Origin of the sequence: Microcoleus sp. D3_18a_C4, from assembly GCF_036702415.1 — a bacterium.
Classification (GTDB): Bacteria; Cyanobacteriota; Cyanobacteriia; order Cyanobacteriales; family Microcoleaceae; genus Microcoleus.
The window spans coordinates 1-26761 of the sequence record NZ_JAUBTI010000052.1 but is presented as its reverse complement, the minus strand read 5'-3'; the positions used below and the strand labels follow the sequence as shown (position 1 = coordinate 26761).

Below are 26761 nucleotides of genomic sequence, written 5' to 3'. Positions count from 1 at the left end.
TGTTTTTTACCGATTCGGAAGCACAGGCGAAGCACAGGCGAAGCACAGGCGGGACGCCCGTGCCACAACAATAAAAGGGATTGTTAAATTTTTAGTTTTTTTAAGTATTGCAAATCTTGCCATGCTTGAATAAGATTACCTTGCATTAGTTCCGCTACACCGTTTAAAATTCTAATTTCCGGTAGCTTGGAGTTGAGAGCGAGAGCAGGTTTTAAGGCTGTTTGAGCGGCTTTGGGATGCCAGCCGTACAGGTGTACGAAAGCGAGATAGGCGTAAGCGTAAGGGTTTTTTGAGTCGAGTTGAGTGACTTTTTCTAAGGCTGCGATCGCACTTTGGACATTCTGCTGCAATACTCGCGAAAATGCCAAAGCATAAGCCAATTCTAGATTATTGGGTTCCTGTTTCAACCGATATTCTAACGCTTGTTCCGCTTGCACGGTATAATCTTGAATTGGATCGTACTGATTAATGCGCCCAATCTGCTCGAACACGGGTTCTAAACCGGGCAATCCTTTGGGTAAATTAACCGCCATCGCCCGCAATTGAGTCACCAAATCTAACTCAGGCTTATCTGTATTATTCTCGTTTCCAGGTGCTTTCTCCTCGTTCCCAGGCTCTGCCTTGGAACGCATATCCAGAGGCTCTGCCTCGATCTTAACACTAACTGCCGGCACATTAATCGGATAAGTTTCCCCAGTTTTCCGATTTAGATAAGTAGCTTGCAGATTGTAAGTTCCCGGTGCAATATTAGCAGGAGGAAGCATCGCCGTGCGATCGACAACTCGAAACCCCACAGCAAATTTATCCGCTTCCAGCATCCCCGGATGCAAAGTCGCCTGGCCGATCGCGCGATCGTGTAAAATCCTGAAAGTCTGTCCCGGTGGAATATCGCCAGACTGCTGATTTTCCCACGTTACCAACACTAAACCAGACTGCAACTGCTGCCAAGGCCCAGACCAAGTATATGTTACCGATAGCGCCACTCCGGGAACTGCTTTTCCCCCGACAGTAACTCGATCTAATTGTACTTGCGATCGCGCTTCATTCAACGGCTGTATTTCGACAGGCTGCACTCGCTTGCGATAAAGATTTAAATTAGTATAATCTGGCAAAATCCAAGTTTTTTCTAACTGAAATTTCTCACCTTTTTCAATCGCGGTTACGGCTGCATTTTGCGCTTTTTTAATCCGTTCGCGAATCGAACCTTGCGGGCCAGTTTTAGTTACGAACCAAGAGAGCGATCGCACATCTTGCGGCACGTCTTTTAAATTCGTTCCCACCTGCCGCCCGTAAACCTGAAAATTAGCCAAAGCACCGTAAAAATTAAAATTATGCTGGTTAATTTCCGGCGTCGAAGGCAACACGCCTAAAGTAGATTGCAAATAAGGTTCCCTATCAATAATTTCTGCAATTACCTCTCGGTGCGGCCACTCTTTCCCCAAGTAAGGATAGTTAGAATTGCCGGGACTGATAATTTGAACTAAGCTATGTCCAAAAGCACCTCCCAGAGGCCACATATGCAACAGCATCGCCAAAATTACCAAGCCAATTGTACCCCAGCGAATTTGCCGTCCCCACCGAGAAGGCCACAGCGTTAAACAGTAGGCTAAAAAAATAGATAAAACTGGCAAATAAGGTATCACATATCGGTCATCTTTGTTGATATTTAGAGAATTAATTAAATAAGCTCCTCCCCAGAAAACAGCCAGCCAGCGACAGGAGTTGAGATGCAAGATGGACGAACGATCTTGCCGACGACGCCAATAAAGTATCAATCCTACTAAGGGAATAAGTAACAGAGGCCAAGAAATGTGTTCGGGTAAGTGTTGGCCGTAGTAAATCCAAGCGTCGATCGTATTGATGGCCGGATCTCCTTCGGCGATCGCAGAATCCACCGTTGCCCGTTTTCCCCCGGTCAAAATTAACAGCCAATTGGTTTTCGCCCACGGGCCAAACACCGCCACCGACAGCAACAAACTACCTGCTAATTGACCTAATCTCCCCCAAGCTTTTTGTCGCACAGCACCAAAAGCCAACCACACAATCGGGGTAAACAGAAATAATACGGTAGTGTGTTTAACTAATATTGATAAACCCAGAGAAATTCCAAATGCGATCGCCCAAAACCAAGACGATCGAGAAAGAGAAAAAAATTCTCCTTCTTCTCCATAATTCATCCGTGTATCCGCGCCAAAATCCGTGTCGTGCCTTCCTCCTTCCTTCTTCCTTATTTCTCCTTCTCCTCCATAATTCATCCGTGTATCCGTGTCAAAATCAGTGTCGTGCCTTCCTGATTCCTGCTTCCACATTGTCAAACAATAGAAAGCAAAAGTAATCGCAGCAGTGAGGGGATAGTCGAGCAAAAATTGCAAGCGGAACCGATAAAGTCCGGGTAACAAAACGCAAATTGCAGCGGCCCACAAACCGACTTGCCTGTTAAATAATTGGACGCCCAGACTGTAGACTGAAGCGAGGAGAATTGCACTAAATAATAAATGAACGAGGGTTGCCCGATCGCCCCCAGTACCGAAAACCTGAAGAAACGGAACGGTTAAGATGTATGCCAAGGGCGGAATTTTCGTCGAAAGTAGCCAGAAGTTTGTCCACCACTCCCCGGAAAACCACTGAGGATGCTGCAACGCCTGCAAGTATTTCAGGGTGCTAGTCAGGTAATCTGCTTGATCCCACGCCGGGACAGATCGATCGAGGGCAAACCAGAGGCGATCGCTAATTGCCCCCAGCAGCCAAATTATGCCTAAGACAAGCAGACTCTTGCCCTCGCTGTCCCGATGTTGCTGTGCCATTGCGATTCTTGGATTTTAGGTTGCAGCTTTTAGCTTACAGGCGGGCGGTTCCGGGCGATCGAAAATTAATTTGAAAAAGTGCTTGCTAAATTCTGTATGTGTCTGCTAAGATAGTAAAGCGCGAAAAAACAAGCCGGGATAGCTCAGTTGGTAGAGCAGTGGACTGAAAATCCACGTGTCACGAGTTCAAGTCTCGTTCCTGGCATCGCAAAGCCCTCACAAAGTTGAGGGCTTTTTTTTATATAAACTTGAGCCAACAAAATAATCACCAATGGCATTCAAGTCTCGGCTTGCAGTTGGAGAGACAAAGCATCGGCTCATCCCTGAACCTCTCGTGCCTTGCGAAACTTTTCCTGTAATTGCTCGATGGCAGTCTCTAAGGGGATTCCCTCACCCCGCGATAGTTCCGCCTCCGCTTCCTCCACCGAAGAGCGCACCTCCTCCACCCACTCCCAATAATGCTGGCGTGTTTGAGTCAAAGTCTGGAGGGCTTTTGTAATCACCTCTTCCGGCGAGCTAAACTGCCCCAATGCTAATTGCGCTTCGATCAATTTCACCTGCTCAGGACTCAAAGTAATATTCATAAAAATCTCCGGGAGTCTCGCTGACACAAATCCCTTTTCTAAGAATAGCGCTACTTTCTGGGCAGCGCGATCGTCTTAAGCGCCGATCGACGTGCGGTGACGTGTACTGTCTTATTTTTGAGTGAGGTACGACGCTAATTCTGGAATTTCACCGCCGCGCTGCCACTCGGCTTCCCCGCGCCGCACTTTGGTTCGGGCTGTGATTTCCTGAACCTCCCATAATTGCAATTTGGTATAGGGCCCTTTGGCTTCACCGCTGCGAAACACATACCATTGAGCAACTTCAGGAGTTGGCTGGGTCGATCGTCTCACAGGCTTCATCCGATTCATTCCAGTTGTCGCTTTGAGCTGATTTAGTTCTTGTTCTACCGGATTAGGAGAGGCTGAATTAGAATTGGGCGATCGCTTTTTCTTAGCCTCCGGCTTACCTCTAGCAATTTCTACTTCCCCCGGCCACCCCCAGAAATGCCACACCGCCACCCAAACTAGCGCCACAGCAGATCCTAAAATCTCTTCTTGTGTTGAGGATACACCATTGTATTTGGAGAACTTGTTAAAAAAAGCAATTCAAGAGTTAGAAACAATTCTTCAGCAGAGGAATCAGAGGAATGAATTACCGCTAGAGTTTATTAATTCAATGGTCACAAGAGGATGGACTGTATTTGGTAACACTGCCAGAGTTTGCAACAATTGCAATGCAGCCCTGTACTTATGGGAAAACTTATGAAGAAGCGATCGCCAATGCTAAAGAAGCGAGATCCAGCTACCTTGAGTATTGCCAAGAAGAAGATTTAGTGCCTCCGAGTCCGGCAATCGTGGCAGCTTAAATAAAAGTCGATCGCCCTTTTTGACTCAGAACAAAAGAGATATCGACTTTTCCATATCAAAAAGAGCGATCGCCCTTGTTGACGAATTCCAAAAGGGCGATCGCCTTTGGTTGAGAAAAAGCAAGAAAGGGCGATCGCACTTGTTGACAAATTCCAAAAGGGCGATCGCACTTTTTTGAGAAAGAGGAACTAAGGGCGATCGCTAATCTGCACTTACAAGCAAGGATATCGCAAAATCTTCCCATCGCAAAAAATATTAAATAACAAAATTTGATAATTTTTGTTATTATGGGGTAGTAGTTGACTCAAATAGGTGACTCAACATCATGAATATATCCTTAACTCCTGAACTAGAGCAGTTTGTTCAATCAACAGTCAAAAACGGTAGGTACTCATCTGCTTCTGAAGTTATTCTGGCTGGGTTACGATTGCTAAAAGAACGGGAAATTTTAGTTGTTTTGAATCCGGTTTCATCAGAGGAGAAGCAGAAACCTAGCTATGATTTCTCTGATTTGGTGGGGCGATTAACTTGGCAGGGAGATGCAGTAACAATGCAGAGGAATCTACGCGATGAGTGGTAATCGCTATGTGTTGGATACGAATGCGATCGTTGCTTTGCTTCAAGGGAATATTCAACTCATTGAATTACTTAAAGATGCGGATTGGATCGGAGTTTCAGTTATTAGCAAAATTGAGTTTCTGGTATTTCCGGGGTTGACTCAAGACGATCGTCAGATTTTTGAGCAGTTTCTGCAACGAGTGGAGGTTCTTGGTTTAGTGGCGATGGATGCTGTTTTGATTGAGAAAATCATTGAAATTCGCCAGCAACATCGCTTGAAACTACCGGATGCGGTTATTGCAGCAATGGCAATCCAAAATTCAGCAAGTTTGGTGACGGCCGATCGAGAGTTCGCAAAGGTAACTATTTTAACGGTAATTAATTGGTAGCGATTGCCCTTGGTTGAGAAAAAGGAGTAAAGGGCGATCGCATTTGTGGCAAAAAAGCGATCGCTCTTTTTATCCGACAAGGACGATCGCTTGGGGGTTCAGAAACCGGGTTTTTGCACAAGATATCGGTGTATAGGCAAAGGCGATCTGAAAAACCCGGTTTCTTTTGTTTGGGCAAAGGGCGATCGCTCTTTTAGGTAAAGGAGGAAGTGCGATAGGCCTAAATCCAAACTTAGTTGTGAATACATTACTATCGGTTTCGCCACTGCCAATAAGCCATAAGTGGGCTTACAGTAACACCTAGTAATATGCCTCGGTTTGTCATAGCTCCTTGTGTACCGCCATAAGCAAAACCGTTTTCGACTTCAAGATGTAAATGTGGCGCACCACCGTACCAGCCTACTAAACCCACAGTTTCACCAGCATTGATTCGTTTACCCCGCCATAAACCACTTGAAGATTTCAAATGACCATAAACCCATTGACGACCATCATCAGAGTTAATTCCTACAAAAACGTAGCCATCGCCTGAGCCACTAATCCACTCAACTGTTCCTCCAATGGCAGCTTTAATTGTAGCCCCATTACTTGCGCCCATATCAAGCCCTGCGTGCCAAGTTCCATTACTTGAGTAATAGCTTTGGTCATAGGCATAACCTGTGGTCATGGGAACGCGATACCCAAAAACATCGTTGGAAAGATCGGTATAAACTTGTCTGACTGCATCATCTGTTTTCCAGCGTTGATCTCCGCCACCAAATGGCGAATCTGAGCGGAACTGATTATCATCTCCGCTTTGTATATCCCATTTATTGTCACTGAAAGAAGACAACTCAGGATAATATTTTCCACCTCCACCTACACCTGGATCGGGTTGTGACTGCACAGGCGGAGTAGGACGGTGGACTGTTGCTGTTTGACCATTGAAAGTAATGTAACCCCCTTCAAAGTTTTGACGAGTAACTCCTCCTTCCTGAAAAGGATCGCTAGTGGGATAACCTAACCAACCGGGGGCACCGTTGTCGGTGTTACGGTAAGCTTCCCAGATTTTGCCAGAAACATAATAGAAGACTGTCGTATTGTGACGGCGCATCAGAATGCCCCAACCATTCGCCCCGCCATCAAAATCTTGGACATAACCATTACCCCACAAATGAACGTTATTAGTGGGCACACCAACTCGGTCATAGCCCCCATGTTTATTAAAAGCATCAGGCAATTCTATGCTCTGGTTATTGTTAGCTTCAAGACCGACAACAAAATCAGAAGCTTTCTCCATGCGAAGTTGAGCCGTTGCACCCCCACCATACTCCCGATATTTCAATTGCACTGGATATTGACCGGGTTGAGTAAAAGTTCCATAACCAGTTGTCTGTGTTGCCACTTCTATCATTTTGTCAATGGGTGCTTGACCATTAACTTCCACTTTAAAACCGTCATCGTGGTTGCCGACAAAGCGATAGGTTCCTCGGTCAAACGGTCGATTCGTCGTCCAGCGCACGGAGAAATTATCAGCTTGCACCCCAGGCCCAGGGCTACCAAGCACCCATTCTTTATGCAAATTACTAGCTGAAGGACTATCACCGCGAACCATAGCAGGACTTCCTGCCCAATCCCGATTATTGAAATATTCACCCCGCCAACTATCAGCAGGAATAGTCAAACGGTTGTTGAAATATTCGTAGTAAGTGGGATTCGTCATTCCCGGTGCCCAGAACAGCTTCCCATTTGGCAAATCCAGCTCATAAGCGCCATTGCCCAAATCCTTTTGAGAAGACAAAGGATAACCCAAAGCATTAGAACCACCAGCTTTTTGATAAGCCTCCCACAACTTGCCGAACACATAGCTAACAGTGGAACTTCCCGCTTCTTTCAACAAAGCTCCCCGCCCCAAAGTACCTCGGAATTCCTGAATTTTATTACTCAAAGGATTCGGCGGTAACTGAGTAATCGCAACTCCGATCGCGCTTGTACCTAACTGAGTTGCAAAACTATTGTAGGCAGACTGCAAAGCAGGATCGATCGGGTAATTAGGGCTATTAGGAGAGTAATCCCAATCTAAATTCAGATAAGCTGGTGCGACATCTTCCGAGTGTTCGACTTGCAGCGTATGCAGTCCAGCCGGGAGAGTAATTTCTACTTCGTGACCGTTAAAAGGCGGATTGTTCCAGCGGTCAATAACCTTTTCACCATTAATATACAATCGCGCCCCGTCATCAGCTTGCAACTTGAACTTATAAGTGCCAGCAGGCAATTGTCGGTGAGTTGTCAGTCGCGATGAGAAATTATCCCTTTGAATTCGGCTGTCAGGGCTGCCCTCACCCCAGTTTAAACTCAATCCTGGGGTAGCAGAACGATCCGCGCGAGTTACAACAGGTGCCCCACTCAAATCTCGATTATTGAAATACTCAGCCACCCAAGGTTCCTGTTGAACTAAACCGATGACACCTGGGCCGAGTATTGGCAAAAATCGTAACTTCTGCCAGCTCAGCTTATTCGCTGCAATCCCAGCATTTTCAAAATGCTCGACTCGAATTCTGTGATGACCTTTATCCAGCGAAATTAGCACCTCATTGCTAACAAATGGTTGGTTGCCCCACTTATCAATGACCAGCTTATCATCCACCCATACCCGGACACCATCATCGGCTTGACTGGTAAACTTGTAAATTCCCGGCGAATCGAAATAGCGAGTTGTTGCCCAACGATCTGAAAAATCGTCGTCACCAATGGGCACGCCCGCTTCATGGCTATTTCCCCAATCTTTATCTAAGAAACTCGTTCCGCCACCGCGATTTCCAGCGAAGTTGTTATCATTTAGATCCTTCCCTCGATAGAACTCACCAGCCCATTCTTTAGGAGGATTTGCTTGTTCCCACTTCAGCGTATTAGCGGCCGCAGAACCATTCTCAAAATACTCCACCATGACCTGATGGTATCCAGGCTCAATAGCTGCAAAAGCTGTTTTCTTTTCAAACGCCGAGTCTTTCCATTTGTCAATAGTCAGTTTGCCGTCCACATAAACCCGTACTCCATCATCAGCTTGATTGATAAAGTTGTAGATGCCACCGTCAAAATAGCTAGTGGTAATCCAACGCGCCCCGAAATTATCTTCTTTAATTCCTCTGGTATTGGGCGGCCCCCCTTCACCAGCCGCGAACCGCAATTCACCTTTTTGTTCGTATTGCGACCACTGCGGAGAACCAACTAAATTCTTATTGTTCCAATACTGACCGTGCCAGTCCGAAGTGCTACCATGACCGCTATCTGGTGGCAAGCTTTCTATTGCCTTAGTATTGTAAGCAATGGTTGGCATTCCTTCTTTATAAAGAATGTAACCTCTCTCAAAATTCTGAATAATCCAACCGTCACCCAGACCTATTTCACCGCTAGTGGGGAATCCCAGAAAGCTGTTTTCTGCTCCGAGCTCGAAATATTTTCCAGCCATCCCGCCAAAGATAGGGAAGGTTCCGTTTTTAGACTTGAGAATGGCACCCCCTTGGAAATTTTGTCGTTGGCCAGACTTAGTGAAGTAACGGTCAGAAGTCGGATATTTTAAAATACCGTCAGCACCGCCAGTTGCTAAAAGGGTTGTCCAGAAATCGTTGCCAACCCAGTAAGAATTATCGTTGGCGTTTGACTTCATAATCGCGCCTTTGCCGTCAGAGCCTCCCTCAAAATCTTGAGTGTAGCCTTGGGTCCAAGGATGGACTTTATTAATCGGATAGCCAAGTTTGGAAATGCCGCCATTGCGCTGATAGCTGTTGAGATAAGTGTCGTGAACTGCTCCGCCATCGTAACCGACTGGACGCAATTCACCTGTCCAATTTTTCAGAATATTTGACGCTTCCCACCGCAGGTTATTAACTGCATTTCCAGCATTTTCAAAGTATTCGACAACTATTTTATGTTGACCCTTCGGTACGGCGACAAAAGCATCATTGCGAGCAGCAGCTTGGTCTTTCCACTTGTCAACAACTTTGACACCATCAATGTAAACTCTCACGCCATCATCTGCCTGACTGATGAAGTTATAAAAACCGCCTTCAAAATTGCTAGTGGTTTCCCAGCGGGCTGAAAAGCCATCCGCAGGAATTCCAATAGTCCCGGATGGAACTCCTCCAGCAGAAAATCGCAATTCTCCTGGTGGTTCGGCGCGAGTAAAAGTTGGATTACCTGAGAGATTTTTGTTATTCCAAAATTGCACTTGCCACCCCCCTGTGCTGCCGTGAGGCGACGGCAATACTGTAACGGGCTTTGGAACCGGAACTGGCAGCAATGGCAACGCACTCGAACCCAAAGCGTACCAACTTTGCTGCCCATTTGGCTGCACCATCAAATATCCGTTCTGGTAGTAGTGAGTGGTTACTTGATTGCTGACTACTGTCTTTATAAACGAGCCTGCATTAGCTGGCACTTTTCCTTGTCCGGGTAAAAGGGCAGGGGGGAGAGGTTGTGGCGGCGCTTGAACAGGTGGTAGCGGGGTAGATCCGGGTGCATTCCCGAAAACAACTGCACTTGCCATCCAGTTATTTGTACCTGCGATCCGATACCACCGCTCATCGGGTGTTCCTAGTTGCTCGTCAGGAATGCGCTCCCCATAAGTCCAGCCGTCAAATTGGATAGTTGCTTGATAAGGCGAGACACTCACGATCGCAAAATTAGTTCCGGGGCCCGATCGCACATTTGCACCATTAGTCGGCATTACCCAAGCAGAAAAGTTGGCTGATTCGACAGTGGGCCACAAGGGACTAGCAGCCGCTCGTTCGCTAGGTGTTACCTTCCCTTCACCACTCCATGTTTCAGGAACTAACATTGCTGATACGTCATACTCTTGCGGTATCGTAGCTAGAGCCAAAGCGACAGCAGCTTCTAAATTTACCACTCCAGCACCCGTCTCGCCATCCCAATTGGGAGTCTTTAAATCAGTAGCTGTATCCTTGATGATTTGAATTACTTGGCGATAACTCAAACTTGGATTTGCCGCCCAAACTTGCGAAACAGCACCCGTGACTTTCGCTGTCGCTACCGATGTTCCGGCCATTGTCCCGACACCATCACCCACTGTGGATAACTCTGGATGCTGAACAGTTCCTCCCGGTGCCAAAATATCTAAACCTTGACCGTAGCTGGAATAATTTGTGCGATCGTAAGCTTTGGAAAGTGCAATTTCATCATTAACTCGTTCCGCAGCGCCGACAGTAATAATGTTGTCAAATTCCTGGGAAGCTTGACCCAAGGCAGACATTACGCCACCGTCATTTCCAGCCGCGACTACCATCATTACTCCATTTTGACGAGCATATTCGATCGCACTTCTTTCCTCCGGCGTAAATTCATAGCGAGTTGTTGTCGTACCATCGGGATTAACTTGAGTAAGATCCATACTCAAATTAATGACTGCATTCTTTGTCCCGGAAGCTTTGACAAAATCAACATATTCAACTAATGAATCTGCCCATTTTCCAGAACCGATCGCCCTTCCAGCCCAAATAGGTGCTTTTTCATTAATGCCGTCAATACCAACACCGTTGTTTTGAGTGGCGGCAATAATTCCTAAAACATGAGTGCCATGTTCGTTGCCTTTACCAGGTTCTAATCTGGAGTCAGCATCGCCATCTACCCTGTCTTGTCCCCAAGTAATTCGCGAGTAGTCAATATCAGGATTGTTGCCAGCAAATCCCGTGTCAATGACTCCGATTATCGGCTGATCGGCAGCAGAAAAATCGAATTGTGCTGTCTCAATCGACGGTAATGGTGGCTGGATGGGCGGTATGGTTAGTCGATCGACAGTCTCTTCCAGGCGATCGACTAAAGCCACAATCTTATCGGAAACAGTAGTTGATTCATTGAAAATCATCAACTTTTGAGTCACGCTTTCCAAACGGGCAATCAAAGTCTCGTTGCTGCTATTCCCACCCGGCTCGTCGGCACTTCCCAAGTTAGTCAAACTTTGTTTCATGCTTTCCAATCGCGCTATCAAATTGGCCGAAATAGAATAATCTACTTCAGAACCCGTGGGAAAAACATCAATAGATGGTTGGGGATTTTCAACAGTAGCGGAATCATCCTCTGTTGATTCATCAACTATCGGCCAACTCGGCAAAGACTCTTTTGGAATCACCACATCACTAACAGCCGGAGTCTCGGCAATTATTTCCTTCGTCTGCGACTCTTCACTCTTGTTAGCAGTCGTCAATTCCAAAATTTCCCAATCAGTTTCTTGCAGGGGCAATGAAGGCTTAACTTCCGCAGTCTCTTGACTCTCAACAGTCGCTGTTGGCTGACTTTCCTTCACCGTTGAATAAACACTACTTTCAGCCAAAGTAACTGTGGATATTTCAGCTTTCTCAGTCTCTGTCAACGGCAATGACGGCTGCTTATCTTCAGCAGTTTCTTTACTCTCAACCGCCCTCGTGGGCAGAATTTCCTTCACCGACTCTATAGGGTTTGCGGCTACAACAACTTTAATAGGTTCAGTTGTATGTACGTCCGTTAGTAAAGCCGGATTCGATTCCTCTTTCGCCTTAGTTTCCGCTGGCAACACTTCCGATTTTGTCTCTACCTTTGTCAGACTTTCCGCTGGCAAAACTTTGGGGTTTGTCTCTACTTTTGCCTGACTTTCCGCTGGCAAAACTTCGGAGTTTGTCTCTACTTTTGCCTGACTTTCCGCTGGCAAAACTTCGGAGTTTGTCTCTACCTTTTCCGTTGGTGTCGTTGCAGCAACTTCCGTCTCACCATTAAATTTGGCTGGCAAAGTTGGCGTTGCTGCTGCTTCGGTAACTTTGTCTTTTACCTCAGTTATCGCTACGGAAAGAGGCGTTTTCTCAACTGGTAATTTTCCCGTTGAATCCGCCACAGTATCTTTGCCCGAAGTTGGTGTATTTGTCGCACCTGCTGTTGGCTTTGTATCTACCTTGTCGGTTATTTCAAGCTGAGTATAATCACCAGAATTATTCGCAGTATCTTTGACTTCTTCCTCAGTCGTCACCGCTGGAGTAGTAGGCTTTTTATCTACCTGATCCGTTGTTTCAACCTTAGTCGAATCACCAAAATTATTCGCAGTATCTTTGACTTCTTCCTCCGTCGTCACCGATGGAGTAGTAGGCTTTGTATCTATTGTGTCGGTTGTTTCAACCTGAGTCGAATCACCAGAATTATTCGCAGTATCTTTGACTTTTTCCTCAGTCGTCACCGATGGAGTAGTAGGCTTTGTATCTACCTGATCCGTAGTTTCAACCTGAGTCGAATCACCAGAATTATTCGCAGTATCTTTGACTTCTTCCTCAGTCGTCACCGCTGGAGTAGTAGGCTTTGCATCTACTTTGTCGGTTGTTTCAACTTGGGTTGCATCAGTAGTATCTTCGTCGGTAGTAGTGGCAGGCGCTGGAGTTTGTGGAGTCTCTATATCTGAAGTTGATGGATTCAGAATTTCCGTTTCTAAATCATCAAGTAAATCGGATAATTCAGCATCTACATTTGGTTTTGGTTCCGGGGTAATGTAAGGTTTCGCATAAGCAATAAGTGCCTTGCCCAAATCAGTTTTCCGCCACTCTTTATCGGGGTTAATCACACTATCCACCAAAGCAGTTGTTGCCGTCGCACCCCGCACTTGGAAAATGATATCGTTGTAATCCCTATCACTCCCGGCATCTAACCGCATATCCTCCATGATAAAGGTGTTACCTTCTCCGGTTATATCCGCAATTTGACCAAAGTGAAATCCCTCCACAGGATTCGCCATTGCCATAGAAAATAAAGGACGTTGCTCGCCGCCAACAGTCGGATTATCATAGACGAATTTGACACTACCGTTGGGTACTAACATCACCCCATATTTACCCCCAGCAGTTACGGCAAAACTCTTGACTCCTAGGTAGACTCCTTCGTTGGCATTACTCTCTCCTAAGAAACCGGAAAACCGCGCACCTTCTGTAGCATCATTAATCACTACATGACCTTTCACCGAGTTACTTAAAGAACGCGCAGCTACTTCTTTAATGAATGCTTCCGAACCTGGTTCAAATTTTTCTAAATCGTCTAAGCTGAAAATAGCTAACTCACCTTGGAACATCCCACCATCAAATGTGTAGTCTACACTGACGCGACCAGTTTGATCTGTAGTAAATACCCCCGATGTAAAGGGAGAAATTAACTTTTTATCTGTAGTCTGTTCTGGTTCTTTTTTTGTTTCAGTTGTTGCTACTGTAGTAGTTGAATTCTCTTTCTCTGTTTCTTCCCCGTCGCTGGTGTCAGTATTTGTTTCGTCCCCTGGCTTGCTGGCATCTGGGGAAATAGCAACTAAAGTCTCACCTGCTTTTGGTTCTTGAGTAGCAACAGTTTCGTCTGCAACTGCATCTGTTTTGGTGGTGGCTGTGCTATTTAAATTGTTTGTGGCAACAGTTTCGCTGGGTTTTTCTGCGGTTGAAATTGCCGAATCGGTTGGCTTGTCTTGTGCGATTTCCCCCGCTGATGTAGTCTCTTCACTTGTTGGCAGTTCTTCGCTAGCAGATTCAGTCGTGGCTACAGGTTTTTCCGGTTCAGATGTGAGAGTTGTTTCGGAGTCTGTAGTGACTGGTTTGTCGGTAGTTATTGAGGTTATTTCTGTGGCTGCTTCAGTCGTTGCTATAGGTTTTTCAGGTTCAGATGTGAGAGTTGTTTCGGAGTCTGTAGTGACTGAATTTTCGGTAGTTGTTGAGGTGATTTCTGCCGCAGATTCACTCGTTGTTATAGGTTCTTCCGGTTCAGATGTGAGAGTTGTTTCGGAGTCTGTAGTGACTGGTTTGTCGGTAGTTGTTGATGTTGTTTCTGCGGTGACAGTCTTTTCATCAACAGCACTTCCTGTAATTACATCTATGTTTGCAGTCGGTTTTTCCGAAGTTTCGGCGCTGTTTGAGGGAAGTGAAGAATCTGATGTTGCACCAGTGAGGGTGTCTGCGTCGGATGATTTTTGAGTGCTAGTTGGTACTAAATTCAGCGTGTATGTGATGTCGCCGCTGATTTGCGAAGCTTTGACTTTGAGTGAATAGTCTCCGGCTACTAAGCTGTCAGCGCTAATTCTTTCTGCCTCGGTTCCCGCGTTGGTGGAACTGTAAAGGGTTTCGCCACTAGAGTTTAACAAAAATACGTCGGCATTCCCGCTCAAACCGTCGATCGACAATTGGAAACTTCCCGGACTGTTGATGTTAAATTTGTAAAGGTCAAAAATATTTGTAGTGTCAACACTACCTGTGTAGCTTGTGCTGCCAGTCAATGCCCCGATGTTAAGTTCAGTCATACTACCCCTGAAAAATAGTTGGTTGAAAATGCTCTTAATTATCTATCTGGGGGAAGTTGAGGTTTTTATGCGAAGCGCGGTGAATCGTTACATAAGTTTACATTAGGGTTGCCCGATCGCCCAAAATTTGCAATCTACCCGCATTTAATTTACTGGTGATTTTGCTTAAAACTCCTGTGGGGAGTAGGGGTTGGGCATCCTGCCCGCCCAAAGATGCTATGCAAATACAGAAAAGCTTAGTTGCGCTTAGGTGTTGAAGTGGCTTTGTGCTTCGCGTGCACCCTACAAGTGCGATCGCCCCAGACAATCCCTTATCCCCTACAATAAACAAGCAATTATTATATTTTGAGTTATCCTGTGAGTCCTACTGCCGAAGTCAGCAATACCCTAAATGCGGGCGTTCTACCAACCGTTACCGCTACCGCAGCCCGCCGCGCTGTTTTTCCCTTCACTGCAATTGTTGGGCAGGAGGAGATGAAACTGGCGCTGCTGTTGAATGTCATCGATCCTAAAATTGGCGGGGTGATGATTATGGGCGATCGAGGTACTGGCAAATCTACCACAATCCGCGCCCTCACTGATTTGCTGCCGGAAATTGAGGTGGTGGCTGACGATCCTTTTAACAGTCATCCCAGCGATCCAGATTTGATGAGTGATGAGGTGCGCGATCGCACGATGTCTCAAAATGACATTAAAATCGCCCGCAAAAAAGTCCAAATGGTAGATTTACCTTTGGGCGCGACCGAAGACCGAGTTTGCGGTACGATCGACATCGAGAAAGCTTTGTCGGAAGGTGTTAAAGCTTTTGAACCAGGCCTTTTAGCTAAAGCTAACCGCGGCATTCTGTACGTTGATGAAGTCAATTTGCTCGACGATCATTTAGTCGATGTTTTGCTCGACTCCGCCGCCAGCGGTTGGAATACTGTTGAAAGAGAAGGCATTTCGATCCGCCACCCGGCTAAGTTTATTTTAATCGGTTCCGGGAATCCAGAAGAAGGAGAATTGCGGCCGCAGTTGCTGGACAGATTCGGGATGCACGCAGAAATTCGGACTGTAAAAGACCCGAATTTAAGAGTGGAAATTGTCGAACAGCGATCGAGTTTTGACCAAAATCCGCCGGAGTTTCTCGCGAAATATCAGCGCGAACAAGATGATATGCAGCAGAAGTTGGTGGAAGCCCAGGAAAGGTTGAAATCGGTAACTATCGATCGAGAGTTGCGGGTAAAAATCTCCCAAGTTTGCGCGGAATTGGACGTAGACGGGCTGCGGGGCGATTTGGTGACGAATCGGGCTGCGAAAGCTTTCACGGCTTTGGAATGTCGCACAGAGGTGACTGTGGACGATATTCGCCGGGTGATGACTCTGTGTTTGCGGCACCGGTTGCGGAAAGACCCGCTAGAATCAATAGATTCGGGGTATAAAGTGACTAAAGTGTTCGATCGGGTATTCGGCCTAGAAACAACTGAGGGGTAATTGGTAATTGGTAATGGGTAATGGGTAATTGGTGGTGATGAAACCTTCCCAAATTTTCATACCTAATTCCCATTTCCCATTACTAATTCTGGCAATGGAAAAACGAATTTTAGGATTAGATCCGGGCTTAGCAAATCTTGGCTACGGGGCAATTTCCTGTCAAATTGTCCCCGGCAAACAAGATAAAAACAGCGTTTCCATGATTGATTGCGGCGTCATACAAACAACGCCAAAACAGGAAATGGGACAGCGCTTGAAAACAATTTACGACGATTTGCACGAGGTAATTGAACAGATTAAACCTGATATAGCAATTGCCGAAAAACTGTTCTTTTACAAGATGGGAAATACCATACTGGTAGCGCAAGCGCGGGGCGTTTTGACCCTAGTATTGGCGCAGTGTGGAGTGCCGCTGTTCGAGTTTACGCCGGCTCAAATTAAGCAAGCTTTGACCGGCCGCGGTAATGCAGATAAATCCGAAGTGCAAGAGGCCGTGGCGCGGGAGTTGGAGTTGGGTTATATTCCGAAACCCGACGATGCGGCGGATGCTTTGGCGGTGGCTTTGACTGGTTGGTACGATGATGATATTTGTCCGAAGAAAATAGAGTTGGAAACAGGAAAAATTTAATCTAATCTTTAGTCTCGCGTTGCGCGGACTTGGTTTGTGTAGTAGCGATTTCAATCGCCGATTCCTAATTCCCGTTCAAATCATGGGCAAATTAAGCACAAATCCGGGCAAGACATCTTCTCCCGATAAACTTACAGGAAATTGTACAATCTCTACTTGGCGAGAAGGGCGATAAATCTCCACTTTTTCGTCTAGAGGATTAATTAACCAACCCAAGCGTAAACCGCTGTTTAGATACTCCTGCATTTTCTCCTGAAGCGGCCGCAGGGGGTCTGGGCGCGATTCCCTACGGGATAGCTTCGCTTCACGCAATTCTATGGCAAAATCAGGACAAATTGGCGGAAATTTCTCTTGTTCTTCTGCTGTTAAAGCAGACCATCTTTCTAGGCTAACCCAAGCCACGTCTGGAGCTCGATAGCCATTATTAGGCAAGCGAAAAATTGTAGAAGAACTAAACACTCTCCCTAGCTGCGTTTTACGGTTCCACAAGCCCAAATCTGTAATTAAATAGGCTTCTCGATTGCCGCTGACTCCGCCTACGGGTGACATAATAATGATTTCTCCTTTAGGTGTCCGTTCAAATTGCCAATCTCGATTCATCTGGCATAAACGGTAAAACTGTTCGTCTGTTAGTTCGACAGTATCTAAGTTTAAAATAATGGTTGTCATTTTATTATCTTTCCTCTCTTCAGTCCGGGAAGGCGGACTTTGTTGTATGTGTAGAAGCGATTTCAATCGCCGCTTAATCTATTTTAGCGCCCTTTTCTTGAGAATCTCTGTTTTGAATCAATCCTATGTTGCACCATTTTGAAGAATAGGTTTTCCGGCCTGTTTCACAAATAGTTGATTTTGGGGTAGGGAGTAGGGTTGGGGGAGCATCTCATATTTGTAAAAACACTTTTTCTGCCTCTTTCCTTCTTCCTCTTTCCTTCTTCCTCGCAGCAAGAGAGCCTCCTGCCTAAAAACTCCAATTTCTAGGTGGGCTGCTTTCATTGAGATGCCCCCGTTCTCGCCCTCCAAGAATCGAGTCGCCAACCTCCGCAACCAAGCCGCCAAATCACCATTTTTAATCCGTTTGGCGATTAAGAATCCCACAACATCGCCTCTTCCCCAGCCCTCATTCACCCCTTCGAGAAGTTCCATCAACTTCGCCTCGTATTCCGCATCAGTCAAAGTTGGCCGCGGTTGAGGAGGTGTCGGTTGAATCTTCGGGGGAGTCGTACCCAATAGCCGCTGAATTAATTGTTTGAGGAATCGCCAGATTTTATCTAACATTGGTGAGATGGTGAGGCGGTTGTTTTTTTTGATTGTAGCAACAATTGCCGGGATTCGTCGTCAGTCGGATAGTCCGTCAGGGGTTGAAAAGGCGATTCGGATTTGTCGTTAGTCCCATAGTCCGCCAGGGGTTGAAACCCCTGTCTCATAGCGAAAGTCCTCTGAAGAGGACTGAAGATGTGCACAATGTTAATTAAGGGTGACATTTTGAACATGATTAATTACCAGTGAAATCCTTCTCATCAGTCCTATGCAAGAGGACTTCAGCTATGAGACGGGGGTTTCAACCATCGTCGGACTTCGCCACATCGCAATCTAACATTGTGAAGATGATTAATTAGCATTTAAATCCTTCTCATCAGTCCTATGCAAGAGGACTTCAGCTATGAGACGGGGGTTTCAACCCTCGTCGGACTCCGCTATGAGACGGGGGTTTCAACCACATTGAACTATTGCACCAGTGATAAAATTCAAACAATCAATCCCAACCTCAAAAAAAATGCTATAATAGCAACTTTAATTGCTAAGCTTATCCCCAAGCCGAAAACACAGGAAAATAATATGGTAATTATTACCTCACAACAAATTGCCCAATTTCGATCGCAATTAGCCGAATATCCCGAAGCCCTAAAAGCCCTAGACGCAATCGAAGATTGCGAAGGTAACATCGAAGATGCAGCGATATCTCTAGCAATTCAAGCCGGACAAGAACCGAATATCTCAGAAAATTGGTTAGACGGATTGGCCAAAAGATGCCGCGTTGCTATCTGCCAATCTGAGGTTAAAGAAGAGTTGACAGACGGACAATTGAATGCAGCATTTAGAGATTTAGTCGCAGCAAAAATTTGCCCTGATATTTTGGTGACTTCGGTGATTATTTATGTATTTAAAACTGGGGTGAATGAGTTTTGCGAACCTCTAGAATATAAACTGTAAAGCCATCGCTGCATTTAAAAATTAGGTGAAGCGAAGCTATCCCCAAGGGTAGGGAATCGCCCTCATTTCTCAAAACATGATACAACGAGGCGATCCTCTTCGAGGGCTTCGCTAACGCACTTTTTCTCTACCCCTTTGCACTACTGTACCCAGCCGGCACCAAATCCGGCGACAAACCCAAAGATTTCCCCAGCAAACGAGCAAGTTGTACTAAAAAATTAGCAGTATCTTCGTCACCTGCGCGCGCCATTGAAGCCGATATCTGGATTAGCATTTGCACAAAACCCGCATCAATTAAATCAGAACAGGAACTCAAAACTTCTGGTTCTTGGCCGTTGGGACAGGTAAGCACTCGCTCGATTAAGTTCAAATAAGCCTCTTGGCGTTCTGGATTCATTTTGGGAGGAGCTGTACAGTAAATAATTTATTATTACGCTTAACTGATTCCTGTCAATCAGGCGATCGAATAAGCGATCCCCGTTTTTACTCTAGAAACTCCATTCAGTCAGGAATAGACAGGAGTTTAAAGAAAATCTTAAGTTTTTCAATGCTAGTTTAGTCGAGGTAAGGTGCGCCGAAGAGCACCCTACTATTCAAGGGAATTAGGAATATAAAAAATGAAAATAGGAATATTTTTAGGAAATCTCGGAAATCCCGCCATCTACTATCCCAAACTAGCCAAAATCACTGGCGGAGTCACAGCCAGTATTTTTCTGTGCCAATTATTGCAATGGCAATCACAACAGTCCAACTCCGGCGAATGGGTAAAAACTAACAGCACAGAAATAGAAAAAGCCACCGGTTTAAATCAGGAAGAACAGGAACTCGCGAGACGGTTGCTTAAAGTGCGATCGCTCCTGAAAGAAAAACTACAAAATCCCCACACGGACACCCTAGAACTCTGGGCGGACATTGACGCTTTGGAGGAAAAACTCAATCACTTTTGGACATCCAATCCTGCCGGAATTATACCACAGACAACCCGGGAAAACAACAATCACCCTGTAGAAATAATCCCCGAAACATCACCCCCAAATCATGTAGTTAAAACCGACAAATATTTCGGGCAACCCCGCCAGCAAATAGCCGTTGCTGTCACCCCGAATTACCGATTTAGCGGCCCTTGGAATTCCCAAGAAAAACTGCACAACTTTCAGCGAGCTTTAGAAGCATATGCTCAAGAGCGTAATTTAGGATTTGGCAATCCTTCGGGATGGGCATTTAAAATTATTGACAGCATGACAAAAGGCTTAACCTCGACTTTCTGGGATGAATTTATCGCCGGAATCCCTTTAGGAGAAAGTCAGAAAGTCCAGCGGGATTGGGAAATCGAGCCAGAAGTGCCTTATCCTGCTTTTGAAGAGGAGCGAATTCAGTATTACGTGCACAAAGGCGAACCGCTGGAAGCAGCAGTCTCTAAAGCCCGTGCTGACTTGAGAAACCCGGTTTTGGGCAAAGATTTGTGGGAGGGATTTTTGCGAAAGTGCGATCGCCTTGCTGATGATGCACTCAAAGCAAAACAGCAGGGCGTTGACACACCATATCTGCCGTCTTCCTTCAACGAAAAACCGCAAATCACCAAGGATAGCGTTATGCGGAAGTTAGGGGCGATCGCACCTCAATTTGCTCTCAATCAATCGACATCTGACTCGATTCCAGAAGCGCCAAAACTTGCAGGAATAGAATCGCCAACCGCCGCCGAAATCCCCAGTATTTCCTCTTTGCAAAAAGCTTACCAAACTCCTCTGGGCCGAAGTATTGTTGAAAAACAAATCGCTGCAAACCCAGAATGGGGCTACGAAATAGTTGACGGTGAAATAGTCGAATCAATCCCTTTTTAATGAGGCGAATATGAAACGAGTTAGCGATATTAATCCGCTGGGAGAAGAGCGACCAAATCCTTCTGAGGAAGAGAGAGAAAAACTGCGGCGGTCAAGATTGCAGCGAGAAAGAGATGCAGGATATCAAAAGTTAGTTGAACTCTGCAATTTGGGCGAGTATGACATGGCCGAGCAGTTGGCAAATCGACATTTTAATTGGGGTTATGAAATAGTTGATGGAATTGTGATGGAAAGGATAGATTAGGTTCGCAGTTATCCCTTTTGTCACTTTCATGGGCGGGCAAGATGCCCGCCCCACAAAAAATTTAATATGTCGTGGAACAGGCATCTTGCCTGTTCCTAATAATATGGGCCGGCTCTCCGGCATACCCCACAAGAAACTTGATATGTTGTGGAACAGGCATCTTGCCTGTTCCTAAGAATGGTAGAAATTGACTATCACAATCTCTATGTTAAAATTATAGCTAAAACTTAAATACCTCTCAAACATGACAACAACTATTAATGCCAAAAACCTAACATTAGCAGAAGTACACCGTCTGTTCGGCTTTCAAAAGCAGTACACGAACTCCTTTACCTCTCTGTTATCCCTTGAAGATATCACAGAACACGAACAGCAGGAACTTATACAAATTAGGGATGATTTCGATGACTACATTTCAACGGATCGAGTTTCTGAAGGACTGGTAAAAGCTCTGACTACCTTTCCCCTAATGCGATTGGCTGGCTTCTACCGCCGCCCGATTAAAATTAGTTTAGAACAAGACATCGCCGAAATTAGCATTGAAGATGAAGATACTATCATTAAAGGACGCTTTGATATCTTGGCTGTCAACAAATTAAAACCCATCAGAAGCGATACATATTTTTGGGTTTTGGTGATTGAAAGTAAAAATTCTGGAATTAACGCATTGATGGGTTTATCCCAATTGCTAACCTATGCTTATCAAAATTTAAAGTATCAAGACACAATCTGGGGTTTGACAACCAACGGAATGCACTATCAGTTCGTCAATATTCAGGGGGGCCACAACCCAACCTATCACCTAATGCCTTTGCTAAACCTGATGGAGTCCGACTCTTCAATTTTGTTGCTGCAAGTGTTAAAAGCTATTTGCAAACTATAAAAAAAGAGGCAGAGAAAATTCTCCGCCTCAAATCTGCAATGACTGTTAACCTAAAAGTTAGATTAGCCAGCCAATACTTTTTAGTAGCCTCTGGTGTTAGGCTTGTGGACGATGAAGCTGAGCACTTGGCATTGCTTCACGTTGTCAAAACCCATGACGCGGATGTAGCAACTAGGATTTTCTTGGCGGCAAGCTTGAACTTCAGCCATGATTTCTTGGACGCTGCGAGCACCAAACAAAGGCAACTTCCACAAAGTCCAGTAGCGCATTTCAGCAGCAGAGGTTTCGTTGAATTCTACGCCGGGAATGTAGCCTTGATCCAAGATGTACTGCAGTTGCTTGGCAATTTGCGCGTCTGTCAGCGGGGGCAAATAGGACAGAGTTTCGTAACGACGCTCTTTAGGTAAAGTCTTCATTTTTGTATCTCTAAGGTGTGTGTTCGATCGCACTTGTCGATCGATTAACTCGACAAATTATCCAGATTCGGTTCAGAATCTATTGATGTTTCAGGATTACTGCTAGAAACAGACCAATTAAGTTGCGTAGTTCGCTCTAAATGCTGGCGTCTGTGTTCCATATTCGCCTGTTGAATGCCAGTACAAACCATTTCTGGCAAATATTCTGTCACATCGTGAGCCAGATACTCTCGCACAGTCATGATCCGAAAGCCTAAATCTTGATTTTCCAAAAGCAACTCTTGAATGTAAGCTTCTCCATCTTGGATTTTGCCCTTAGTGGAAAACTCATTCAACCAGATTGCCAGAGGAGGATTGGTTTCGCTCAACTGAGCGACCACCATCCGCACGGATTGATAGGTTAGGTAACTTGCCAGCACCTTAGCGGTGTCTTTCGCAACTTGTTTGAGATCCATTTTGACCCCAGCCCCCTCAAATTTTAGATTTTGGATTTTAGATTTTGGATGCAAACTTACTTGTAAATCTTCTTCAAAGATAAAGACTTCCCAGCAAGTTTGCGACCTAAAACCTAAAATCTCAAACCAAAAATCCTTAAAGGGTATCCATTGCCTCGAACTCAAACTTGATTTCTTTCCAGAGTTCGCAAGCAACAGCCAGTTCAGGAGACCATTTGCAAGCTTCGCGAATTACGTCGCCGCCTTCGCGCATCAAGTTGCGGCCTTCGTTACGAGCTTGGACGCAAGCTTCCAAAGCAACGCGGTTAGCAGTTGCACCAGGTGCGTTACCCCAAGGGTGGCCCAAGGTGCCGCCGCCGAACTGCAAGCAGGAGTCGTCGCCGAAGATTTCAACCAAGGCTGGCATGTGCCAGATGTGGATACCACCGGATGCAACTGGCATGACACCAGGCATGGAGGCCCAATCTTGGGTGAAGTAAATACCGCGGCTGCGGTCTTCTTCGATGTGGTCTTCGCGCATCAAGTCTACGAAGCCCATCGTGATGCCTTTTTCGCCTTCGAGTTTGCCCACAACTGTACCGGAGTGCAGGTGGTCGCCGCCGGACATCCGCAAGCACTTGGCAAGCACGCGGAAGTGGATACCGTGGTTTTTCTGACGGTCGATAACTGCGTGCATGGCGCGGTGAATGTGCAGCAAAATACCGTTGCGGCGGCACCATTTGGCCAAGGTCGTGTTTGCAGTGAAACCACCGGTCAGGTAGTCGTGCATGATGATGGGGGTTTTGATTTCCTTAGCGAACTCAGCCCGCTCCATCATTTCTTCGCAGGTAGGGGCAGTTACGTTGAGGTAGTGACCCTTGACTTCGCCGGTTTCTGCTTGGGCTTTTTCAATAGCTTCTTGAACGAACAAGAAACGATCGCGCCAGCGCATGAACGGTTGCGAGTTGATGTTTTCGTCGTCTTTGGTGAAGTCCAAACCGCCGCGCAGAACTTCGTAAACTGCACGACCGTAGTTCTTAGCAGACAGACCCAATTTGGGCTTAATTGTACAACCCAGCAAAGGACGGCCGTACTTGTTCAATTTGTCCCGCTCAACGGTAATACCGTGAGGAGGGCCTTGGAAGGTTTTCAGGTAAGCGATGGGAATCCGCAAATCTTCCAAACGCAGAGCGCGCAGAGCTTTGAAACCGAACACGTTACCGACCAAAGAGGTCAGCAAGTTGGTGACGGAACCTTCTTCAAACAAATCCAAAGGATAAGCAATGAAGCAGATATATTGGTTGTCTTCACCGGGAACTGGTTCGATGTCGTAGCAGCGACCTTTGTAGCGGTCGAGGTCGGTCAGGAGGTCAGTCCAAACAGTCGTCCATGTACCTGTAGAAGATTCAGCAGCCACAGCAGCGCCTGCTTCTTCTGGGGGAACTCCCGGCTGCGGTGTGACGCGGAAGGCAGCCAAAATATCTGTATCTTTCGGCGTGTAGTCCGGCGTGTAATACGTTAGTTTATAGTCTTGAACTCCGGCTTTATACCCAGCCTTTGATTGAGTTTGGGTTTGCGCGTAAGCCATATCTCGCTTCCTAGTATTCGCTTAATTTTTTTGCCCGATCGCAGGCTGTTAAAAATATATCAACAAAGTGTCACTCTCCAATTTTAATATTCTTTTAATCATCATAAGTATTGTTTATTTTGCTTTACATTCCGAAAATATTTGTAACATATCTTATGAAATTCCCGTGGCGAAGGATGCAGGAGGAAAGGCTGGGGATCGCAGAGTGGGGGGGGATTTCGATCGCGCGAAAGATATGGTGCAGCGAGCAGAACAGCGGTTCAATACGATTTATGTAAAGAATTTAATACTTAAAAATCAGAATTGGTAAGGGGTAATCGGCAAGGGGGAAGTAGTTAGAAATACCTAAAGTTATGGTTGGGAGTTAAGATCGATCTCAACTGTGATCCAGTATGCAATCCAAAATCCCAAATCCAAAATCTAAAATCCCGTGACTTCCAGACCGCGAAGTCAAAAATCGACAGCATAGCACATAATATGGACAGGACTTGTGCTCTCAAACCCAATCCGTCGTTACAGCCATTTGACCAGGCTGAAAACCGGGTTTCTGCGTTAGCGGCGCGTAAGTCTACTATGGATATTTAGCCCCATTTTTACTCTGGTTGTGCCTCACCCCCCTTCAAAAGCCGTCCACTGCATCAATCCAGATTGCCCAAGGCCCTACCCTCAGACTTGGGGCAACAATTTTTGTCATAGTTGCGGGGCTCCGCTGCAGCTAAAAAATCGCTATGTGCCTCTAGAAAGCCTCGCTTCCGGGGGTTTTGCAGCAATTTTCACAGTTTGGGACAAAGAAACTGAAACCGAGCGCGTCCTGAAAGTGTTGCTCGAAACTGCCCCGAAAGCGCTGAAACTGTTCGAGCAAGAAGCTTGGGTTTTGGCCCATTTGCAGCACCCAGGCGTCCCTAGAGTGGATGCTGACGGTTATTTTCACGTCCAAACGCAAAATTTTGCAGGCGGCGAGGGAAATCCTGCGGCGAAGCAGCTGCCTTGTTTGGTAATGGAAAAGATTCACGGCAAAACTTTAGAAGAGGTTCTCGACGAGCACCCTCAAGGATGTCCGCAGGAATGGGTGTTTAGTTGGCTGAGTCAAGCTGTGGAAATTTTGGAGGAGTTGCACAGGAGTCAGATTATTCACCGCGACATTAAACCCTCAAATTTGATGCTGCGAGACCCGGAATCGCCCCAAGTTCTGCTTAGCAAGGGTTTGGGCGGACTGCAATTGGTGACGATCGACTTTGGGGGAGTTAAACACATGGGCGGTGTCGAACCGGTGGGGAAAGATTCTCCGAGTTCGACGCGGTTGATTTCGCCCGGATACAGTCCGCCAGAACAAATTGTGGGAGGCGGTGTAGTGCCGGCGACGGATTTTTATGCGCTGGGGCGGACTTGCATTCATTTGCTGACGGGGAAGTATCCGGCGGAAATTGAAGATCCGATGACGGGAGAGTTGCGGTGGCGCCACATTGTATCTGTGAGTCCGCCTTTGGCTAATTTGTTGGACGATATGGTGCGATCGAACGTGCGGGAACGTCCGGCGACTGCTGGCGATGTTCGGGCGCGTTTGCAGGAGATTTATGCTAGGAGTAAGGGCAAAATCGCGATCGCCCCAATGGGTCAAGCTATTGTAGAATTCTGCCGGCAAGTAGTGGTGGCGGGGGCGCAAAAAACGGGAAGTTTGATGGTTGTGCTGTTCGGCGCGATCGCCCAAATCGTGGTAGCTTCTCTGGATACAGGCTGGGAAATGGTGCTGGGTGCCGTTGGTGGAAGTGCGGGGGCGATCGGCGGTTTGGTTTTGGGTTATGCTTCGCCTATTGGCCCGGAAATTGCCAGTTTTCTAAATGAAGGTTTGCAGCAATTAATTCCTAATATGACTTTCGCTGTGGGGCCGGAAGTGCTGCTGTTTGGATTTGCGGGGTTCGGAACTGCGATCGGTTTGACGGATGCGGGGAGTTTTCGCCAGCAAAAACAGTATTGGCTGTCTGGATTAATGGGAGCTCAGGGCTATTTGTTGGCGGGTTTGTGCTGGATGGAAGCAACAGCTTCTAGTGGTGTGCAGGGGGTTATTTTGGGAGCTTTTGCGATCGCCTCTATGACTGTGGGAATGGGTTTGCGGAGTCATCAATTAGTTCACGCTTTGGTAGTGGCTGTTTTCTCTACGGGAATGTTTCTGTTTCTGAATGCGTGGAACATTTTTCCGGGGAGTTTCTTTGGGATTTTGTCACTGTCTAACGTTACCTTCGGCTGGCTGCAAGTTTGGGGCTCAATTGTGTTTTTTGGTTTGTTGGGAAGTGCGATCGGGCTTTGTTTGGGAGTTAGTCATTATTTAGTTGTGCCCGTGCTCCGGTGGTTGGGCTGGAAGTAGGAATTAACACCAAATCACTATGCTAATCGAGTGGTTATCAATTAAGTCTGTCTCAAGATTTTCAATGGTTGGTGCTGTGGCGATCGCCCTTGTCCTCAGCAGCCCCAATCTAGCCAAAGCCGAATCGCGCGATCGAGCTGTTGATAGATTAACGGATTTCTTGTGGGAGCATCTCAGTTATGCAATAAGTAGAAATACTCAGAGAAAAAGTATGAGAGAATAGGACAAAAGATAAAAGGAA

Annotated in this window: 23 protein-coding genes and 1 tRNA gene; 14 read left to right on the top strand and 10 right to left on the bottom strand. The window is 46.2% G+C overall.

What is annotated here, in order from left to right:
• Positions 1-83 precede the first annotated feature (83 nt).
• Positions 84-2804 carry a glycosyltransferase family 39 protein gene (locus QUB16_RS20910; protein ID WP_333319022.1) on the bottom strand — a complete coding sequence of 907 codons (2721 nt, stop codon included), beginning with the start codon at positions 2802-2804 and terminating at the stop codon, positions 84-86.
• Between the two features lie 132 nt (positions 2805-2936).
• Between QUB16_RS20910 and QUB16_RS20905 the strand changes: the two genes are divergently transcribed.
• A tRNA-Phe gene (locus tag QUB16_RS20905) sits at positions 2937-3009 on the top strand.
• Between the two features lie 112 nt (positions 3010-3121).
• On the opposite strand, the gene QUB16_RS20900 is transcribed toward QUB16_RS20905, so the two are convergent.
• Positions 3122-3388, bottom strand: a complete 267-nt coding sequence (locus QUB16_RS20900; RefSeq protein ID WP_333138405.1) for a hypothetical protein — start codon at positions 3386-3388, stop codon at positions 3122-3124.
• 111 nt (positions 3389-3499) lie between these two features.
• Positions 3500-3883 carry a DUF4339 domain-containing protein gene (locus QUB16_RS20895; RefSeq protein WP_333319021.1) on the bottom strand — a complete coding sequence of 128 codons (384 nt, stop codon included), beginning with the start codon at positions 3881-3883 and terminating at the stop codon, positions 3500-3502.
• Positions 3884-4083: 200 nt separating this feature from the next.
• Here QUB16_RS20895 and QUB16_RS20890 point away from each other — a divergent pair, with 200 nt between their 5' ends.
• The 4 genes from QUB16_RS20890 (at position 4084) to QUB16_RS20875 (ending at position 5163) form a co-directional block, all read left to right on the top strand.
• Positions 4084-4215: a hypothetical protein gene (locus tag QUB16_RS20890; RefSeq protein WP_333319019.1), complete on the top strand. Its 132-nt coding sequence runs from the start codon at positions 4084-4086 to the stop codon at positions 4213-4215.
• Between the two features lie 20 nt (positions 4216-4235).
• Positions 4236-4394 (top strand): hypothetical protein, encoded by a 159-nt coding sequence (locus QUB16_RS20885; protein WP_333319017.1) that lies wholly within the window; start codon positions 4236-4238, stop codon positions 4392-4394.
• 147 nt (positions 4395-4541) lie between these two features.
• Entirely contained in the window at positions 4542-4796 is a 255-nt protein-coding gene (locus QUB16_RS20880) for a type II toxin-antitoxin system ParD family antitoxin (protein WP_333246217.1), read from the top strand.
• Positions 4786-5163, top strand: a complete 378-nt coding sequence (locus QUB16_RS20875; RefSeq protein ID WP_333246219.1) for a type II toxin-antitoxin system VapC family toxin — start codon at positions 4786-4788, stop codon at positions 5161-5163. Before QUB16_RS20880 ends, QUB16_RS20875 begins: the two co-directional genes overlap by 11 nt.
• Positions 5164-5413: 250 nt before the next feature.
• Here the strand turns inward: QUB16_RS20875 and QUB16_RS20870 are convergent, their stop codons facing one another.
• Positions 5414-14440 (bottom strand): PA14 domain-containing protein, encoded by a 9027-nt coding sequence (locus tag QUB16_RS20870; protein ID WP_333319015.1) that lies wholly within the window; start codon positions 14438-14440, stop codon positions 5414-5416.
• A gap of 357 nt (positions 14441-14797) precedes the next feature.
• On the opposite strand from QUB16_RS20870, the gene bchI reads away from it, so the two are divergent.
• Together bchI and ruvC are read left to right on the top strand one after the other, a co-directional pair.
• Positions 14798-15913 carry a magnesium chelatase ATPase subunit I gene (bchI, locus tag QUB16_RS20865; protein ID WP_333319013.1) on the top strand — a complete coding sequence of 372 codons (1116 nt, stop codon included), beginning with the start codon at positions 14798-14800 and terminating at the stop codon, positions 15911-15913.
• A gap of 94 nt (positions 15914-16007) precedes the next feature.
• The gene (gene ruvC / locus QUB16_RS20860) at positions 16008-16541 is read left to right on the top strand and encodes a crossover junction endodeoxyribonuclease RuvC (RefSeq protein ID WP_333246280.1); all 534 of its coding nucleotides are present in this window, start codon (positions 16008-16010) and stop codon (positions 16539-16541) included.
• A gap of 75 nt (positions 16542-16616) precedes the next feature.
• Here the strand turns inward: ruvC and QUB16_RS20855 are convergent, their stop codons facing one another.
• Positions 16617-17210, bottom strand: coding sequence for a Uma2 family endonuclease (locus QUB16_RS20855; RefSeq protein ID WP_333319011.1), 594 nt, complete (start codon positions 17208-17210; stop codon positions 16617-16619).
• Between the two features lie 123 nt (positions 17211-17333).
• Positions 17334-17816, bottom strand: a complete 483-nt coding sequence (locus QUB16_RS20850; protein ID WP_333319009.1) for a hypothetical protein — start codon at positions 17814-17816, stop codon at positions 17334-17336.
• A gap of 561 nt (positions 17817-18377) precedes the next feature.
• Here QUB16_RS20850 and QUB16_RS20845 point away from each other — a divergent pair.
• On the top strand, positions 18378-18752 hold the full coding sequence (locus tag QUB16_RS20845; RefSeq protein ID WP_333319049.1) for a hypothetical protein: 375 nt from the start codon (positions 18378-18380) through the stop codon (positions 18750-18752).
• 127 nt (positions 18753-18879) lie between these two features.
• On the opposite strand, the gene QUB16_RS20840 is transcribed toward QUB16_RS20845, so the two are convergent.
• The gene (locus tag QUB16_RS20840) at positions 18880-19149 is read right to left on the bottom strand and encodes a hypothetical protein (protein WP_333319008.1); all 270 of its coding nucleotides are present in this window, start codon (positions 19147-19149) and stop codon (positions 18880-18882) included.
• Between the two features lie 220 nt (positions 19150-19369).
• Between QUB16_RS20840 and QUB16_RS20835 the strand changes: the two genes are divergently transcribed.
• From QUB16_RS20835 to QUB16_RS20825, 3 genes are all read left to right on the top strand, one after another.
• The gene (locus QUB16_RS20835) at positions 19370-20593 is read left to right on the top strand and encodes a hypothetical protein (protein ID WP_333319006.1); all 1224 of its coding nucleotides are present in this window, start codon (positions 19370-19372) and stop codon (positions 20591-20593) included.
• A gap of 10 nt (positions 20594-20603) precedes the next feature.
• Positions 20604-20837, top strand: coding sequence for a hypothetical protein (locus QUB16_RS20830; protein ID WP_333319004.1), 234 nt, complete (start codon positions 20604-20606; stop codon positions 20835-20837).
• Positions 20838-21081: 244 nt separating this feature from the next.
• On the top strand, positions 21082-21720 hold the full coding sequence (locus QUB16_RS20825) for a restriction endonuclease subunit R (RefSeq protein ID WP_333319002.1): 639 nt from the start codon (positions 21082-21084) through the stop codon (positions 21718-21720).
• Positions 21721-21800: 80 nt separating this feature from the next.
• On the opposite strand, the gene QUB16_RS20820 is transcribed toward QUB16_RS20825, so the two are convergent.
• From QUB16_RS20820 to QUB16_RS20810, 3 genes are all read right to left on the bottom strand, one after another.
• Positions 21801-22136 carry a ribulose bisphosphate carboxylase small subunit gene (locus QUB16_RS20820; RefSeq protein ID WP_190745620.1) on the bottom strand — a complete coding sequence of 112 codons (336 nt, stop codon included), beginning with the start codon at positions 22134-22136 and terminating at the stop codon, positions 21801-21803.
• Positions 22137-22180: 44 nt separating this feature from the next.
• On the bottom strand, positions 22181-22591 hold the full coding sequence (gene rcbX / locus QUB16_RS20815) for a RuBisCO chaperone RbcX (protein ID WP_333258351.1): 411 nt from the start codon (positions 22589-22591) through the stop codon (positions 22181-22183).
• Positions 22592-22727: 136 nt separating this feature from the next.
• Positions 22728-24158, bottom strand: coding sequence for a form I ribulose bisphosphate carboxylase large subunit (locus QUB16_RS20810; RefSeq protein ID WP_333045238.1), 1431 nt, complete (start codon positions 24156-24158; stop codon positions 22728-22730).
• A gap of 67 nt (positions 24159-24225) precedes the next feature.
• Here QUB16_RS20810 and QUB16_RS20805 point away from each other — a divergent pair, with 67 nt between their 5' ends.
• From QUB16_RS20805 to QUB16_RS20795, 3 genes are all read left to right on the top strand, one after another.
• Positions 24226-24468, top strand: a complete 243-nt coding sequence (locus QUB16_RS20805; protein WP_333319000.1) for a hypothetical protein — start codon at positions 24226-24228, stop codon at positions 24466-24468.
• Positions 24469-24762: 294 nt separating this feature from the next.
• Entirely contained in the window at positions 24763-26520 is a 1758-nt protein-coding gene (locus tag QUB16_RS20800) for a serine/threonine-protein kinase (protein WP_333318998.1), read from the top strand.
• Positions 26521-26539: 19 nt separating this feature from the next.
• On the top strand, positions 26540-26743 hold the full coding sequence (locus tag QUB16_RS20795) for a hypothetical protein (RefSeq protein WP_333318996.1): 204 nt from the start codon (positions 26540-26542) through the stop codon (positions 26741-26743).
• The last annotated feature ends 18 nt before the right edge of the window (positions 26744-26761 follow it).